This window comes from Providencia sp. PROV076, from assembly GCF_028483405.1.
GTDB classification, from domain to species: domain Bacteria; phylum Pseudomonadota; class Gammaproteobacteria; order Enterobacterales; family Enterobacteriaceae; genus Providencia; species Providencia huaxiensis.
In genome coordinates, this window is record NZ_JAMPRR010000029.1 from 37,203 (window position 1) to 52,443 (window position 15,241).

Consider the following 15,241-nt stretch of genomic DNA (forward strand, 5'->3'; position numbering starts at 1 on the left):
AGTGAATATTACTTAATTACTGAGGCCATTTCATTTCGCCTTTAATGACTTTTGCACTAAGTTCTAAGCTTGATTTATCATCTAATTGTGGGTACTTCGCTGCAACTTTTTGGATGAGCTCATCTGAGTTTTTACTTGTTTTATATGCACTTTCAAAGTCCTGTAAATATTTTTGAGTGAAAGAAACCGTCGTTACATCTAGTTTAGACGCCCCCGTAAAGTGGCCGGGAACAACGGTTGCTGGGTTCAGAGCTTTGATGTCTTCTAATGTTTGTAGCCAATTTTTACGCGACTCTTCTGTTTGTGTATCAGCAACCCAAACATGAATATTGTCAGAAACAATGACACCACCCACAACGGCTTTCAATGATGGAACCCAGACATAGGTTCTATCTGGCGAAGCGCCATCAAGGCCTTTAATTTCAAGTCGCTCGCCATCAACCGTAAAGCTATCTCCTTTAATCACTTCAGGGACGATAACATGAGTAGGGGCTTCATCTTTTAATACACCGCCCCAGTAAGCAAGTTTGCCATCTTTAGTGGCTTTAATGGCTTCAACAGTGTTTGCTGTCGCGACCACCTTTGCCTCTGGGAAAGCATTTGTTAGGGTATCGAGCCCAAAATAGTAATCTGGATCTGAATGGCTAATATAAATCGTGGTTAATTTCTTATTGAGTTTTTTGATTTTATCAACCAATTGTTGTGCATCATTTTTTTGAAATTGCGCATCAATCAGTACCACTTCACTTGAGCCGCTAATAATTTCAGAGGAAACAGGGAACACGCTGTTATTTCCGGGGTTATAAACATCCAATGCCAGTTTTTCAGCTTGTGCTAGATTCATAGTTGTGGCGAATAATGTGGTTGCTGCTAATAAGGTCAATTTCATGTTGTATCCTAAAATGAAGTTATACAGAAAAGTTTGTTTTGCATGTCGTGTATACTAAATTGCAATGATAAGATGAAAAACCCCATAATTAGGTGTTGTTTGTTGCATAATTCGGTCAAATGAGAGTGGCATGGATAGATTAAAAGCGGCAGAAGTATTTATTACTATTGTTGAACAGGGCAGCCTAAGTGGCGCAGCTGAAAAACTGGATATGTCGAGAGCGATGGTGACACGCTATTTGTCGGAAATGGAACAGTGGGCGGGGGTCCGTTTACTAAATCGCACCACGCGGAAATTAAGTTTAACTTCCGCAGGGGAAGGTGTATATCAACAATCTTTGCAACTTAATGCTATTTCCCAAATGGTGCCTGTGCAACAAGAGCATGATGCAAAAGCATTATCCGGTTTAGTGCGCATTAGTTGCTCACAATCTATTGCCCAAAGTGCGCTCTCTGTGGCTATTGCTGAGTTTATGACACTCTACCCGAATATGGCTATTGATATGCAAATATCGAATAAATCGGTTAATTTAATAGAGGAGCGAATTGATTTAGCGATCCGCATCACCAATCAGCTGGAACCGAGTTTAATCGCTAAACCCTTGTCAACTTGCCATTCTGTTATTTGCGCTTCACCTGATTTTTTAAAAGGAAAAAAACATCCTGAAAAACCAGAGGATTTAGTTTTACTCGATTGCTTAACCTATAATTTTTTTGGTCGTAGCTTATGGGTATTTGAAAAAGCAGGCATGCAGCATAGTGTGTTAGTTGATGGGCGCTTAAGTGCTAACGAATCCGTATTTCTCGCTGAAGCAACATTGCAAGGCGCGGGTATCTCTATGCAACCTTATTATTCAGTCGCTAATCATTTGGCTTCGGGGGAGTTAGTTCAGTTATTACCTGAATATACGCCAATGCCACTAGGTATTTACGCTGTGTATACTAGCCGGCAAAAAATGCCAACCGCCCTGAGAGTGGTGATTGATTATCTCGCTAACTGGTTTGAAACTTCACCTCACTGGCAGTTATTGATGCAACAGCGCGGAAGTTAGCTGGGTTTTTATTTGATTAAAGTTATCCTCTAAATGTTGAGTAAAAATATTGGTCAATTGTGATGAGGGGCGGTGAATAGGCCTTATCAAGCTAACAGTAAAAGGAATCGAAAAACTGAGTGGGCGCAGCGCTAACTTGCCAGCGGATTGTTGGTGAAAATCTAATGCGGTTAAAGGGTTAACAATAGAAATTCCAATTCCTTTTAGTGCCATAGCGCAAATAGATGAAGCCGAATGTGTTTCCATGACCATTTTTCGTTCGACGTGGTGTTCCGCAAAGGTTGAGTCAATCAACTGACGGTAGCTGTCAGTTAATGACAGGCTAATAAAACGTTGGTCTTGGAAATCGTTGGGGGTTAACACGTCTTTTTGGGTCAAAGGGTGGCTTGTGGGTAAAACACACACTTCATTTAAACTTCCCAGTGTTTGTTGTTCAGTTCCCGGTGGCATTTGCAGATGTTCAGTGAGGCCAAAATCGTAACGTTGAGCCGACAACCATTCTTCAAGAACCGGGGATTCTTGCGGGATCACTGTGATGCTGACCTCTGGGTAGTTTTCCATAAATGACTGGCAAACTTGGGGTAATAAAGATTGGGCGAAAGCCGGTAGACAGGTTATCGATATTTGTGCATGTTCGAAGCGGCGGATGGTTTCTGCTGAATTTTTAATACGTTCCAAGCCATAATAAGAGCGTTCAACCTCTTCAAGAAACCGTAATCCTTGTGCAGTAGGTTGTAACCGCCCTTTGACTCTATCGAATAACTTAAACTGCAAAAGGTATTCTAAGCGTGCAAGTTCACGGCTAATAGTGGGTTGTGAAGTGTTCAGCAGCGCAGCGGCTTCCGTCAGGTTGGGGGTAGTCATCACTGCACGGAATATTTCGATGTGCCGCCATGAAATGGCTTGCATAGAAAGTCCTTAAATAAAGTCTATATCAAATATGAATAGACTTTAGCAAAATAGATATTTTTTTTCCCGTATTATTCTTTGAATAATAGCTTTTAATATAATAAAAACTTGCAAACGAGAAAGACAATGACTTCATTCGCAACGACAACAAGCCAATATTTAACTCCTGAGTATTTACGTGTATTACCTGAGCAGTATGGTAGCCCTGTTTGGGTTTATGATAGCGCGGTGATCATTGAGCGTATCAAGCAATTACAAGTTTTTGATACCGTCCGCTTTGCACAAAAAGCGTGCTCGAATATTCATATCCTGCGCTTAATGAAACAGCAAGGCGTTAAAGTCGATTCCGTTTCATTAGGGGAGATTGAACGTGCGCTGGTGGCAGGGTTCCAGCCTGGGCGTGAAAACTCAGAAATCGTATTTACTGCAGATGTGCTCGATAGAGCGACATTAGCGAAAGTCACTGAGCTAGATATCCCTGTAAATGCAGGCTCGATTGATATGCTTGAACAAATTGGCGAACAAAAAGCAGGTCATCCGGTTTGGTTACGCATCAATCCGGGTTTTGGCCACGGCCATAGTCAAAAAACTAATACTGGTGGTGAAAATAGTAAGCACGGTATTTGGCACGAAGACTTACCTTTAGCGTTAGAGAAAATTCGCCATTACAATTTGTCGTTGGTTGGCATTCATATGCATATTGGTTCTGGGGTTGATTACCAGCACCTTGCTGATGTGTGTGATTCGATGGTGGCGTTTGTCACCACCGCAGGGGTTGATCTTCATGCAATATCAGCGGGTGGTGGGTTATCCACACCTTATCGTGAAGGTGATGAAGTAATCGATGTGCAACATTATTACAGCCTATGGGATAACGCTCGCCAACGTATCGAACAACACTTAGGGCACGCAATTGAACTTGAAATAGAGCCTGGCCGCTATTTGGTTGCTGAATCAGGCGTATTGTTAGCCGAAGTGCGAGCTGTTAAAGATATGGGGAGCCGCCACTACGTGTTAGTTGACAGCGGTTTTAATGATTTAATGCGCCCAGCAATGTATGGCAGCTATCACCATATTTCACTGTTACCTACAGATGGACGTAATGTGGATGGGGCTCAACTAAAAGACACTATTGTCGCTGGCCCTCTGTGTGAATCAGGAGATGTATTTACCCAGTTAGAGGGCGGTTTAGTGGTGACTCGCGCTTTACCCGAGGTAAAAGTTGGCGATTTCCTCGTTTTTCATGATACGGGGGCTTATGGTGCATCCATGTCATCAAACTACAATAGCCGCCCATTATTACCCGAAGTGATGTTTGTGAATGGCAAACCACAATTGATTCGCCGTCGCCAAACGATAGAAGAGCTATTGGCTTTGGAGTTGTAAGCCTTCCTTTCATTATAGATAAATAGATAACGGCATCTTACTCATAGGCTATTATTGTAAGATGCGGTTATTCTGATTCACCACATCTATATTTCCATGTATTTTACCTACCTTATGTAAATTCTACGCAATACAATAAAAATCAGAAGGTAAAAATCGGTGCAAAAAGCGATGAGGGTTCTTCGTAAACTGTATAAGTATGAAAATAGCCAGTATGACGTTGAGCGTGAGGTTTCTGTTTATAGTCAAAGTACACTTTCAGACAAAGAACAATTGGAACTAACACGAATTAATTGGCAAGTGAATCACATTGAGTCTTTCAATGACCATGCTGATATTATGCGCAAGTTCAACAGTTTAAAAAAAGAGGAAAAACTCAGCCAAGAGCGCTGTTTTGATGCTTTCATTGCAGGTGTTGGGGGAAGTTATTTACGAGGACGTTCAGTACTAGGTGCTTTCCATAAACTCCAAAACATACAGATTCATGACTATATAGAAAAAACACAACTAGCCTGTTGCTGGGTATGCAGTGACTACAACCGAAAAATCTATATTAATGATAGTTATTTTCAGTACTGCTTATATTACGGAAATTCCTATACAGGTAATACCTCTTATGCTTATTTAAATTTAAAACATTTACTTAATGTTGAGCCAGTACAGCCATTTGGGGACGATAAAATTAAATTTAACCAGTTATTGGATTTATTCCGTTCTGCTAAGGATGATGAAACCCCCGGTCATTTTGAAAAGCGTTTGGCAGAAGCCAAAATAATCCCGGGTAATAAATACACACATAGAGGGGTTTTACAATCTTTAGCATTAATCGGTGTGATACCAAATCAGTTTATCCCTTTATCATTAGCATCGATGGTTAATTTTGGTGACCTTGTGAGTACTGAGTCCCAGTTAAACAATACTAAAGGCCGCTCTGATATGGAGATGCCATGGGCTGGCTGGAAAGGACACTTAGGTATTGATGAAGACAAAGTGGTTGAATATTTCAATGATTATTTACTTTAAATATGAATGTCAAAGGGAACTCTTGAGTTCCCTTTGATTTACAAGTAAAAATCAATCAAGCCGCTTTCTTTTTCTTACTAGCTTCTTCATTTGATGGCTCATTTGGCGACTTTTTTGTAGGAAGTACACCCAAATCATCAAATTCAAACTCATCGACGTTGATCGTCCGTAACCGACTTGCTTCTGCTCTACGCAAGATATCGGCTTCCTCTTGCGTAATCACATTTTCAGGAAGTAATTGGTCAGCAAGCTTATCTAAGCGAGTAAAGCTGAGTTTGCGCTCTTTTAAACGGCAAATACGTTCGAAAATAGGTTCAGCGGCAATGATATCCAGTAATGCTTGGTTAACTAAGCCATGAGGGTTGTTTTCCGTAGGTGTTAAATACTGACCACGGCCCAATCTGTCGCGCGTTTCTGATGGTTCCATCAGGATTTGAGCAAGCTTATGGTCTAATCGGTCTGATGGTGTTGACATCGCACGGCCAGTAGGGAACAGCGTGATGCGCATGACCCCAGCAACCAACTTGTTAGGGAAGTTTTTCAGAAGGTCATCCATCGCTTTTTCTGATTGATATAAACAATCTTCAACTGCCCATTTTACTAGTGGCAAATCAGCTTTTTGGCGGCCTTCATCTTCATAGCGTTTTAAAGTTGCAGATGCGAGATATAAGTTACTTAAAATATCCCCTAAACGTGCTGAGATACGTTCGCGACGTTTTAAACTGCCACCTAACACGCCCATGGCAACATCGGATAGCAATGCTAAGTTGGCACTTTGGCGGTTTAGCATTTGATAGTAACGACGAGTTTCATCTTTGGTCGGAGCATGACTTCCACGGCCATTGGTCAAACCAAGCCAGAAGCTACGGAATTGATTACTAATTACATGACCAATATGGCCAAATACGGCTTTGTCGAATTTATGTAAGTTGTTATCCTGCGCAGCGGCCATTTCTTCTAATACAAAAGGATGGCAACGGATAGCCCCTTGGCCAAAGATAATCATACTGCGGGTGAGGATATTTGCCCCTTCAACCGTAATGGCGATCGGTGCGCCTTGATAGGCTCTAGCAACAAAGTTTGAATCCCCAAGGCAAATGCCTTTACCGCCAGTAATATCCATGGCATCAATAATGGCGCGCTGGCCCCGGTGCGTACAATGGTATTTAACAATAGCAGATAGAACAGCAGGTTTTTCACCTAACATAATCCCAGAGGTAATGAGAGTTGCCGCCGCATCCATAAGATAAGTATTACCAGCAATGCGTGCTAATGGCTCTTCAATCCCTTCCATTTTCCCAATGGGTAACTTGAATTGGCGACGAATATAAGAGTAAGCCCCTGTTGCGATGGCAATACTCTTCAAACTACCCGTTGAGTTCGATGGCAATGTTATGCCACGGCCCACAGAAAGGCACTCAACCAACATTCTCCAGCCTTGGCCTGCCATTTTTGGACCACCGATAATGTAATCGATAGGTACAAAAATATCTTGTCCGCGGGTAGGGCCATTCATAAATGGAATATTTAGTGGGAAGTGGCGATGACCAATTTCAACTCCTGGGGTGTTGGTTGGAATTAATGCACAGGTGATACCAAGATTTTTCTCACCGCCTAATAACTTATCAGGGTCGGAAAGTTTGAATGCGAGGCCTAATACAGTGGCAATTGGCGCTAAGGTAATATAGCGTTTGTTCCATGTTAAACGCATCCCTAATACTTGCTCGCCTTGCCATTCACCCATACAAACAACACCTGAGTCTGGGATAGCACCGGCATCGGAACCTGCTTCAGGGCTGGTTAGCGCAAAGCATGGAATTTCTTCACCCGTAGCTAAGCCAGGTAAATAACGTTGTTTTTGTTCGTCAGTACCATAATGTTGCAGTAATTCGCCCGGGCCTAATGAATTTGGCACACCTACCGTGATAGCAAGAATACCAGACACGCCTGCGAGCTTCTGTAGAACCTGTGACTGTGCATATGCAGAGAACTCAAGGCCACCGTATTCTTTTTTGATGATCATAGCGAAGAAGCGGTGATCACGTAGGTACTGCCATACCTCAGGTGTTAAGTCCGCAAGTTCATGGCTAACTTCGAAGTCGTTGACCATGCCACAAACCGTTTCAACAGGCCCATCAATAAACGCTTGTTCTTCTGCCGTTAATTGAGGTTTCGGGTAGTTGTGCAGCTTGTTCCAATCAGGAGCTCCACGGAAAAGGTCACCCTCCCACCACGTTGTTCCTGCATCAATCGCCTCTTTTTCTGTACGCGACATCGGTGGCATGACTTTTTGGAACATTTTCATCGCACGAGCGGAAAATAGAGATTGGCGTACTGGGCTGAATACAAAAGGAAATAGTACCAAGGCGACTGGTAGTAACATCCAGTAGCTCCAAAGGTTCATTGCGCCCATCACCGCGGTATAGGCTAATAACAATATCGAGCTAAAAATTAAAGAGGTTTTGTGATAACAAAGTACGCCGATTAAGGCGAGAAATAACACAATGCTGAGAAGGATCATAGTTAAGCTCCCGTCTACTTGTAAGAGGTCCGACCTGTTTGTTGCTTTAATCTATACCCATTAATAAAGAATTAGCAATGTATTTACATCTTAATTACAACTTAGCTCACAAAAACGTCATGTAAAGGAAGTTATTGCAGTAATTTGTCTTATTGGTTATGCGTTTTGATGAATTTTGTCGATAGGGCCAAGACAGCACAATCAAAAGTAGAAACAAAATTATCCCTGTGCAACAATCTGACTATTAAAGATTAATTACTGATATCTATCTGAGTTTTGCCATGGAGCGCCATTTTTCTTTTAGGATAATTTGGATATGAATTAATCGTACTCTCTATAACGTATTCTTAATTAAGAGGAAATCTCATGTATCAAGACTTAATCCGTGGTGAGCTGACAGAAGCGGCCGAGACGTTATCGAATTTTCTTAGCGATGATACCAATATTGCTGCTATTCAACAGGCCGCTGTACTGCTCGCTGACTCTTTTAAAGCGGGTGGCAAAGTATTATCTTGTGGTAATGGGGGGTCTCACTGTGATGCAATGCATTTTGCTGAAGAATTAACAGGACGTTACCGTGAAAACCGCCCAGGTTATCCTGCAATTGCAATTTCAGATGTGAGTCATATATCTTGCGTGAGTAATGACTTTGGATATGAATACGTTTTTTCACGTTTCATCGAAGCTGTTGGTATGAAAGGGGATGTTTTACTCGGAATTTCTACCTCTGGTAATTCAGGGAACATTATTAAAGCGATTGCGGCAGCACGTGAAAAAGGCATGAAAGTCATCACGCTAACAGGCAAAGATGGCGGGAAAATGGCTGGCACCGCGGATATCGAAATTCGAGTCCCACACTTTGGGTATGCCGACCGTATCCAAGAAATTCATATTAAAGTTATTCATATCTTAATTCAGTTAATCGAAAAAGAGATGGTGAAATAACAGTTATTACTGTTTCAGGAGTTTTTAAATGTGCGAGTTACTTGGCATGAGTGCCAATGTTCCAACCGATATTTCGTTTAGCTTAAGTGGGTTAATTTCCCGAGGTGGGCAAACTGGCCCACATAAAGATGGCTGGGGAATTACCTTTTATGAGGGGCTCGGGTGTCGCACATTTAAAGATCCTCAACCTAGTTTTTTGTCACCTGTCGCCCGCTTTGTGCAGGAATACCCGATTAAGTCAGAAAGTATTGTTGCTCATATTCGCCAAGCAAACCGAGGGGATGTGTCGTTAGTAAACACTCACCCCTTTACTCGCGAGCTATGGGGGCGTAATTGGACTTATGCGCATAATGGGCAGTTAAAGGGATATCGTACACTGAAAACTGGGCGCTATTGGCCGATAGGTGAAACCGATAGCGAATGGGCATTTTGCTGGATACTTCATCAACTCAGTGAAAAGTACCCACGCAGGCCATCGAATTGGAAAAGTGTGTTCCGTTTTATTGCGACCTTAGCTGACCAATTGCGTCATAAAGGCGTGTTTAATATGTTGCTGTCTGATGGGCAATATATGATGGCCTTTAGTTCAACGAATTTGCATTGGCTAACGCGCAAGGCACCATTTGGTAAAGCTAAATTACTCGACCAAGATATTGAAATCGATTTTGAGCAGTGCACGACACCCACTGATGTTGTTTCTGTCATCGCAACGCAACCATTAACGGGTAACGAAAATTGGCAGCGAATTGACCCCGGTAATTTCGTCTTATTCTATCTTGGTGAGCGCATATTGTGATTTAGACCCTAACAATTTTGTTGGGGTTTCAGGTTGGTCAATAACTGCATATTTACCTAACGCGACGGACACCTCAGCGGGTCTTCCTGTACGGTTGAAATACTCGTAAGCAGGTTGGAGTTGTTTCCAAAAGGCATAGTGGCTGGAATTGCGGTAGCGCAGCATATTTTCATTTGTCATTCTAAATGGGTAAATGCTGACATTAATGACGGGCTGCCCGCTAAGTAAGGCTGTCTCTACCCTTTGGTAAATTTCACCCATATATTCATCCGTCATGGCATAACACCCAACTGAAACACAACTGCCATGGATCATAAGGTAGCTACCGTTATAGCCTTGTGCCTTATCAAACTCATTAGGGAAACCGATGTTGATAGATCGGTAATACCGACTGTTAGGATTGAGCTGTTCTGTTGTAATTTGATAAAATCCTTCTGGGCTTTTTAGGTCACCTTCAATCTTTTTGGGACCTAGCCCGCCAGAGAATTTACAAATTGGGTAAGTTTTCGACAGTTTATATTTTCCTGATGGCGTTTTTTGATAGAGTTCTAATAAACCTTCTTGCTTAAATATTTGAATAAAAATAGATGAATTTGGGTTATCAGATACGTTATTATTAAGTAGAAATGAATAGTTACTCGCCTGAATAGCAGGGGAATATATGAGTATAAATAAAAAAATTGCACTAAAAAATTTACTTAATTTCATATCTAAGCCATATCACGAAAATGTTATTGAACAAAAAGAGTACATATTTTATGCATTTTAGACGAGTAAATCGAAAATTAATATAGTTTGTTAATAGTTTTTAAATGAACCTTTATTGCTTAAAAATTAAACATTGGTCGATAAATATGAGCTTAAGCATCGATAATAACGAATTGTTAACAGAAAAATTTAAATATTAATGCAATTTGCTTGAACTATGTCACTTCTATAGCCGGACATAGAGAGTGGGAACTGATAAAATTATGGTTGGCAGAAGATAAAATTTAGTAACAATTATGTGAGAATACCTGCTTAAGTGATGACTATTACTTGAGCTATTTTTTATTTAATGAGTCGCTATCATTCATTGCTGAATCGTTAGCTTAGGGTTTAACTGATAAACTTGTGCAGATCTTATGATTAAAATTAAAAAAGGCCTCAACCTTCCTATCGCAGGTGAGCCAGCCCAAGTGATAGAAGACGGCCCGAAAATTCAACACGTAGCTGTGCTAGGTGAAGAATATGTCGGAATGCGTCCTTCGATGCTGGTTAAAGAAGGTGAGCGTGTAGTTAAAGGACAGGTTCTTTTTGAAGATAAAAAGAACCCAGGGGTTTTGTTTACAAGCCCAGCCTGCGGTCAAATTATTGCTATTAATCGTGGTGAGCGTCGTGTGCTTCAATCCGTTGTCATCGAAATTGATGGTGACGAACAAGAAACTTTTGCAGCTTATACTCGTGATGAGCTATCAACGTTAACTCAACAGCAAGTTGAAGATAATTTGATAAAATCGGGTATGTGGACATCTTTAAGAACGCGTCCATTTAGCCGTTCACCACAGCCTGGTTCTTCACCTATCGCTATTTTTGTCACTGCAATGGACACTAACCCACTTGCAGCGGATCCTGTTTTAGTTATTCAAGAGCAAGAACAAGCATTTAACGATGGGCTTTTGGTTTTAAGTCGCTTAACGGAAGGTAAAATCCATGTGTGTCATGGAGAGGGAGACTTACCGAAGAATGCGGCTCATAACCAAATTTCTTATACCCAATTTACAGGGCCGCATCCTGCTGGTTTAGCGGGAACTCATATCCATTTCTTGGAACCGGTCAGTATTAAGAAAAAAGTTTGGAGCCTTAATTACCAAGATGTAATCGCTATTGGTAAGCTATTTGTTACGGGTCACCTTTACACAGACCGCGTGATTTCATTAGCAGGGCCACAAGTTGAAAAGCCTCGTCTTCTGCGTACTCGCCTAGGTGCTGATTTATATGAACTAACACAAGGTCAGCTTAAAGCAGGTGAAAACCGTATTATTTCGGGTTCAGTCCTTTGGGGCGTGACATGCGATGATACCCATCACTATCTTGGTCGTTTTCATAATCAAGTCTCAGTGTTAGCCGAGGGTCGCGATAAAGAATTATTTGGCTGGATTATGCCAGGTGTTAATAAATTTACGATTACTCGTACCACAATCGGGCACTTCCTGAAAAATAAACGCTTTAATTTTACAACGACAATGAACGGTGGCGAACGTTCGATGGTACCAATTGGTAACTACGAGCGAGTCATGCCTCTCGACATCATGGTCACTCATTTATTGCGCGATCTCCTTGCTGGAGACACTGACACATCACAAGAATTGGGCTGTTTAGAGTTGGACGAAGAAGATTTAGGTTTATGTACCTACGTTTGCCCAGCGAAATATGAATATGGTCCGGTGCTACGTGATGTTCTGACCAAGATTGAGCTAGAAGGGTGATTCCATGGGTCTGAAAAATTTATTTGAAAAGTATGAGCACCATTTTGAGCCCGGTGGAAAGCTAGAAAAATACTATGCGTTATTTGAAGCAGTTTCGACTGTTTTTTACACGCCGGGTACGGTAACAAAAGGGCGTTCTCATGTCAGGGATACCATCGACCTGAAACGTATGATGATATTGGTATGGCTAGCGGTTTTCCCGGCGATGTTCTGGGGAATGTATAACGTTGGTAACCAAGCTATCCCAGCTTTGCACCAATTATATAGCGGAGCTGAGTTACAGCAAGTTCTCGCAAGTGATTGGCATTATAGCTTAGCACAGTTTTTAGGCGCATCACTTTCGATGGATGCAGGGTGGGGAAGTAAAATGCTGCTGGGTGCAGTGTATTTCCTGCCTATTTATGCAGTCGTTTTCTTAGTCGGTGGTTTCTGGGAAGTGTTATTCGCCATGATCCGCGGCCATGAAATAAACGAAGGCTTCTTTATTACCTCGATTCTATTTGCCTTGATTGTGCCGCCAACTATTCCTTTGTGGCAGGCTGCATTAGGTATTACTTTCGGGGTTGTTGTCGCGAAAGAAATTTTTGGCGGTACTGGGCGTAACTTCTTAAACCCGGCATTAGCGGGTCGTGCTTTCTTATTCTTTGCTTACCCTGCTCAAATATCAGGTGACTTAGTTTGGACAGCTGCAGATGGCTTCTCTGGTGCAACACCATTATCACAATGGGCAACAGGTGGTGAGCATGCGCTAATGAACACGGTGACTCATGAGCCGATTACTTGGATGCAAGCTTTTTTAGGTAACATGCCAGGTTCAATTGGTGAAGTGTCAACACTGATGCTGTTTATTGGTGGTGCTCTTATCATGTTCTTCCGCATCGCATCATGGCGTATTGTTGCTGGTGTGATGGTCGGTATGATTGCAATGTCTTACCTATTCAATGCTATTGGCTCTGATACCAACCCATTATTTGCCATGCCATGGTGGTGGCACATGGTACTCGGCGGCTTCGCATTTGGTATGATTTTTATGGCGACAGACCCAGTATCAGCGTCATTCACAGACAAAGGTAAATGGGCGTACGGTATTCTGATCGGCGTAATGTGTGTCCTTATCAGGGTTGTTAACCCAGCTTATCCCGAAGGGATGATGCTGGCTATCCTATTCGCCAACCTGTTTGCTCCTCTGTTTGACTATCTGGTCGTTCAAGCAAATATTAAGCGGAGAAAAGCTCGTGGCTAATGAAAAACCAATTAATAACGATAGCGTCGGCAGAACATTTCTAGTCGTTTTTATTCTTTGCCTAGTGTGCTCAATTGTCGTCGCAGGGGCTGCCGTTGGTTTAAAACCACAGCAGCAAGAGCAGATTCAGTTAGATACTCAACGTAATATTTTAAGTGTGGCAGGTTTGCTACAACCTAAAATGACCGCTGAGGAAATTCAAAGTGTATATAAGGAACGTATCGAGCCTAAGCTTTTGAATTTTAAAACTAATGAATTGTCTGATAGCACTAGCCGTTATGACTTAAATAACGAGCTACGTAGTGAAGAAACGAGTATTGCATTATCTCCAGCAGAGGATATTGCAAAAATCCGCCGTCGTGCCAATAGCGCTGAAATCTATTTGGTTAAAGATGAAACAGGGAAAGTATCACAAATTATTTTACCTGTTTACGGCTCTGGCTTGTGGTCTGTGATGTATGCCTTTATTGCGGTTGATGTAGATGGTGTCACCTCTCGTGGTATTACTTACTACGCACATGGTGAAACCCCAGGTCTGGGTGGTGAGGTTGATAATCCTCAGTGGAAAGCGCAATGGCCTGGTAAAAAACTGTTCAATGAACAGGGGATTCCGGCAATTAAAATCGTGCGCGGTGGTGCTACAGATAACCCATTCGGTATCGACGGCCTTTCAGGTGCGACTCTAACATCAAACGGGATCCAACATATGTTTGATTTCTGGTTAGGGGATAACGGTTTTGGTCCGTTCCTGAAAAAAGTACGTGAAGGAGCGCTGAATAATGGCTGATTCAAAAGAAGTAAAACGCGTCCTACTTGGGCCGCTATTTGATAACAACCCGATTGCCTTACAGGTATTAGGGGTTTGTTCTGCACTTGCAGTGACAACGAAGTTAGAAACCGCACTCGTTATGACGATTGCTGTAACCTTAGTGACGGCATTTTCTAACTTCTTTATTTCACTTATCAGGAACTATATTCCGAGCAGTGTACGTATTATCGTTCAAATGGCGATCATTGCATCTTTAGTTATTGTGGTTGACCAAATTTTACGTGCATATGCCTATGAAATATCAAAACAACTTTCTGTATTTGTTGGCTTGATTATTACTAACTGTATCGTAATGGGGCGTGCTGAAGCTTATGCAATGAAAGCGCCACCAATTGAAAGCTTCATGGACGGTATTGGTAATGGTCTAGGTTATGGTGTGATCCTTATTTTAGTCGGCTTTTTCCGTGAGTTATTTGGTTCCGGCAAATTGTTTGGCATCACAGTTTTTGAATCACTACAAACCGGTGGTTGGTACATGCCAAATGGCTTGTTCCTCCTCGCGCCAAGTGCATTCTTTATCATTGGTATGCTGATTTGGGGATTACGTACTCTAAAACCAGCTCAGATAGAGAAGGACTAATAACATGGAACATTATATTAGCCTGTTTGTTAAAGCCATTTTTATTGAAAATATGGCATTAGCGTTTTTCTTGGGAATGTGTACTTTCCTTGCGGTGTCGAAGAATGTAAAAACCGCTTTTGGACTGGGTATTGCTGTAACGGTAGTTCTTGGGATCTCTGTTCCAGCCAATAACTTGGTATACAACTTGATATTACGTGATGGTGCGATTGCGGAAGGTATCGACTTATCCTTCTTGAACTTCATCACTTTTATCGGGGTTATTGCCGCGTTAGTTCAGATCCTTGAAATGATTTTAGATCGCTACTTCCCATCACTGTATAACGCGTTAGGTATCTTTTTGCCATTGATTACCGTTAACTGTGCCATTTTCGGTGGTGTTTCTTTCATGGCTCAGCGTGATTATAACTTTAGCGAATCGGTCGTGTATGGGTTCGGTTCGGGGATCGGTTGGATGCTCGCAATCGTATTGCTGGCGGCTATCCGTGAGAAGATGAAGTACTCAGATATTCCATCGGGTCTAAAAGGGTTAGGTATCACCTTTGTGACAACCGGTTTAATGGCATTGGGCTTTATGTCCTTCTCCGGTGTGCAGCTATAA

14 protein-coding genes are annotated in these 15,241 nt (G+C 41.9%); 10 read left to right on the top strand and 4 right to left on the bottom strand.

Features of this window, described 5'->3' with window-relative positions:
* Window positions 1-16: 16 nt before the first annotated feature.
* On the bottom strand, window positions 17-889 hold the full coding sequence (locus PSF67_RS17145; RefSeq protein WP_166267747.1) for an MBL fold metallo-hydrolase: 873 nt from the start codon (window positions 887-889) through the stop codon (window positions 17-19).
* A gap of 130 nt (window positions 890-1,019) precedes the next feature.
* On the opposite strand from PSF67_RS17145, the gene PSF67_RS17150 reads away from it, so the two are divergent.
* Window positions 1,020-1,940, top strand: a complete 921-nt coding sequence (locus PSF67_RS17150) for a LysR family transcriptional regulator (RefSeq protein WP_102139760.1) — start codon at window positions 1,020-1,022, stop codon at window positions 1,938-1,940.
* On the opposite strand, the gene PSF67_RS17155 is transcribed toward PSF67_RS17150, so the two are convergent.
* Window positions 1,914-2,849, bottom strand: coding sequence for a LysR family transcriptional regulator (locus PSF67_RS17155; RefSeq protein ID WP_206276695.1), 936 nt, complete (start codon window positions 2,847-2,849; stop codon window positions 1,914-1,916). The two genes, PSF67_RS17150 and PSF67_RS17155, sit on opposite strands and share 27 nt — an antisense overlap.
* Window positions 2,850-2,975: 126 nt before the next feature.
* On the opposite strand from PSF67_RS17155, the gene lysA reads away from it, so the two are divergent.
* Window positions 2,976-4,235, top strand: a complete 1,260-nt coding sequence (gene lysA / locus PSF67_RS17160; protein ID WP_210844408.1) for a diaminopimelate decarboxylase — start codon at window positions 2,976-2,978, stop codon at window positions 4,233-4,235.
* Between the two features lie 159 nt (window positions 4,236-4,394).
* The gene (locus PSF67_RS17165; RefSeq protein WP_272677318.1) at window positions 4,395-5,258 is read left to right on the top strand and encodes a hypothetical protein; all 864 of its coding nucleotides are present in this window, start codon (window positions 4,395-4,397) and stop codon (window positions 5,256-5,258) included.
* Window positions 5,259-5,313: 55 nt separating this feature from the next.
* Here the strand turns inward: PSF67_RS17165 and fadE are convergent, their stop codons facing one another.
* A complete protein-coding gene (fadE, locus tag PSF67_RS17170; protein WP_166267739.1) occupies window positions 5,314-7,779 on the bottom strand; it encodes an acyl-CoA dehydrogenase FadE in 2,466 nt (821 codons plus the stop codon).
* Window positions 7,780-8,145: 366 nt separating this feature from the next.
* On the opposite strand from fadE, the gene lpcA reads away from it, so the two are divergent.
* The gene (gene lpcA / locus PSF67_RS17175) at window positions 8,146-8,724 is read left to right on the top strand and encodes a D-sedoheptulose 7-phosphate isomerase (RefSeq protein WP_210844409.1); all 579 of its coding nucleotides are present in this window, start codon (window positions 8,146-8,148) and stop codon (window positions 8,722-8,724) included.
* Between the two features lie 28 nt (window positions 8,725-8,752).
* A complete protein-coding gene (locus tag PSF67_RS17180) occupies window positions 8,753-9,520 on the top strand; it encodes a class II glutamine amidotransferase (protein ID WP_102139755.1) in 768 nt (255 codons plus the stop codon).
* On the opposite strand, the gene PSF67_RS17185 is transcribed toward PSF67_RS17180, so the two are convergent.
* On the bottom strand, window positions 9,491-10,228 hold the full coding sequence (locus PSF67_RS17185) for a L,D-transpeptidase family protein (RefSeq protein WP_102139754.1): 738 nt from the start codon (window positions 10,226-10,228) through the stop codon (window positions 9,491-9,493). The two genes, PSF67_RS17180 and PSF67_RS17185, sit on opposite strands and share 30 nt — an antisense overlap.
* Before the next feature lie 416 nt (window positions 10,229-10,644).
* Between PSF67_RS17185 and PSF67_RS17190 the strand changes: the two genes are divergently transcribed.
* Genes PSF67_RS17190 through nqrE form a run of 5 tightly spaced genes read left to right on the top strand, consistent with a single transcriptional unit; the run spans window position 10,645 to window position 15,241 of the window.
* Window positions 10,645-11,988 carry a Na(+)-translocating NADH-quinone reductase subunit A gene (locus tag PSF67_RS17190; RefSeq protein WP_166267737.1) on the top strand — a complete coding sequence of 448 codons (1,344 nt, stop codon included), beginning with the start codon at window positions 10,645-10,647 and terminating at the stop codon, window positions 11,986-11,988.
* A 4-nt stretch (window positions 11,989-11,992) separates the two neighbouring features.
* Window positions 11,993-13,231 carry an NADH:ubiquinone reductase (Na(+)-transporting) subunit B gene (locus PSF67_RS17195; protein WP_004914105.1) on the top strand — a complete coding sequence of 413 codons (1,239 nt, stop codon included), beginning with the start codon at window positions 11,993-11,995 and terminating at the stop codon, window positions 13,229-13,231.
* Entirely contained in the window at window positions 13,224-14,018 is a 795-nt protein-coding gene (locus PSF67_RS17200) for a Na(+)-translocating NADH-quinone reductase subunit C (RefSeq protein WP_272677319.1), read from the top strand. Before PSF67_RS17195 ends, PSF67_RS17200 begins: the two co-directional genes overlap by 8 nt.
* Window positions 14,011-14,640, top strand: a complete 630-nt coding sequence (locus PSF67_RS17205) for an NADH:ubiquinone reductase (Na(+)-transporting) subunit D (protein ID WP_102139750.1) — start codon at window positions 14,011-14,013, stop codon at window positions 14,638-14,640. The genes PSF67_RS17200 and PSF67_RS17205 overlap by 8 nt, the downstream gene beginning before the upstream one ends.
* A gap of 4 nt (window positions 14,641-14,644) precedes the next feature.
* Entirely contained in the window at window positions 14,645-15,241 is a 597-nt protein-coding gene (nqrE, locus tag PSF67_RS17210) for an NADH:ubiquinone reductase (Na(+)-transporting) subunit E (protein WP_102139749.1), read from the top strand.

Excerpts from the sequence above, each read along its gene's own strand:
- PSF67_RS17145 (WP_166267747.1), bottom strand. The coding sequence starts at position 889 with ATGAAATTGACCTTATTAGCAGCAACCACATTATTCGCCACAACTATG.
- PSF67_RS17150 (WP_102139760.1), top strand. The coding sequence starts at position 1,020 with ATGGATAGATTAAAAGCGGCAGAAGTATTTATTACTATTGTTGAACAG.
- PSF67_RS17155 (WP_206276695.1), bottom strand. The coding sequence starts at position 2,849 with ATGCAAGCCATTTCATGGCGGCACATCGAAATATTCCGTGCAGTGATG.
- lysA (WP_210844408.1), top strand. The coding sequence starts at position 2,976 with ATGACTTCATTCGCAACGACAACAAGCCAATATTTAACTCCTGAGTAT.
- fadE (WP_166267739.1), bottom strand. The coding sequence starts at position 7,779 with ATGATCCTTCTCAGCATTGTGTTATTTCTCGCCTTAATCGGCGTACTT.
- lpcA (WP_210844409.1), top strand. The coding sequence starts at position 8,146 with ATGTATCAAGACTTAATCCGTGGTGAGCTGACAGAAGCGGCCGAGACG.
- PSF67_RS17180 (WP_102139755.1), top strand. The coding sequence starts at position 8,753 with ATGTGCGAGTTACTTGGCATGAGTGCCAATGTTCCAACCGATATTTCG.
- PSF67_RS17185 (WP_102139754.1), bottom strand. The coding sequence starts at position 10,228 with ATGAAATTAAGTAAATTTTTTAGTGCAATTTTTTTATTTATACTCATA.
- PSF67_RS17190 (WP_166267737.1), top strand. The coding sequence starts at position 10,645 with ATGATTAAAATTAAAAAAGGCCTCAACCTTCCTATCGCAGGTGAGCCA.
- PSF67_RS17195 (WP_004914105.1), top strand. The coding sequence starts at position 11,993 with ATGGGTCTGAAAAATTTATTTGAAAAGTATGAGCACCATTTTGAGCCC.
- PSF67_RS17205 (WP_102139750.1), top strand. The coding sequence starts at position 14,011 with ATGGCTGATTCAAAAGAAGTAAAACGCGTCCTACTTGGGCCGCTATTT.
- nqrE (WP_102139749.1), top strand. The coding sequence starts at position 14,645 with ATGGAACATTATATTAGCCTGTTTGTTAAAGCCATTTTTATTGAAAAT.